1 protein-coding gene is annotated in these 706 nt (G+C 50.0%); it reads right to left on the reverse strand.

All coding sequences use genetic code 11. The features are described from left to right. Positions 1–640 (reverse strand): dihydroxy-acid dehydratase (locus R7Z49_RS25050; protein WP_318112395.1); only part of this gene is annotated, 640 nt, incomplete at its 3' end. Positions 641–706 lie beyond the last annotated feature (66 nt).

Raw genomic sequence — 706 nt, forward strand, 5'->3', positions numbered from 1 at the left:
ACAGACCCAGAGCTTCTGTCAGACAGTTCATTGAGTTTGCAGTGAACATGCCTGAACACGATCCACACGTTGGGCATGCACTGCGTTCGATCTGTTCGCTTTGTTCGTCAGACACTTTTGGATCGGCGCCTTGGATCATGGCATCGACAAGGTCTAGCTTGATGATCTGGTCTGAAAGCTTGGTTTTGCCCGCTTCCATTGGGCCGCCAGATACGAAGATAACTGGAATGTTGAGACGCATTGACGCCATCAGCATCCCTGGAGTGATTTTGTCACAGTTAGAGATACACACCATGGCATCTGCACAGTGCGCATTAACCATGTATTCGACTGAGTCGGCAATCAATTCACGTGATGGCAGCGAGTAAAGCATGCCGCCGTGACCCATTGCGATGCCATCATCGACGGCGATGGTATTGAATTCTTTTGCGATGCCGCCTGCCGCTTCAATCTCTTGAGCAACAAGTTGGCCCAAATCTTTAAGGTGTACGTGGCCTGGTACGAACTGAGTGAATGAGTTCACCACGGCGATGATTGGCTTACCGAAATCTTCGTCTTTTACACCGGTTGCACGCCAGAGCGCACGAGCTCCCGCCATGTTACGACCATGTGTGGTGGTAGCTGATCTATATTTTGGCATTTCTTAAATCCTTCTTACTGCTGCTCTGGGTACACATAGTCTAACCAGCCCCACTTATCTTCCGTG

This window comes from Vibrio sp. 1562, from assembly GCF_033340155.1.
Taxonomy (GTDB): Bacteria; Pseudomonadota; Gammaproteobacteria; order Enterobacterales; family Vibrionaceae; genus Vibrio; species Vibrio alginolyticus.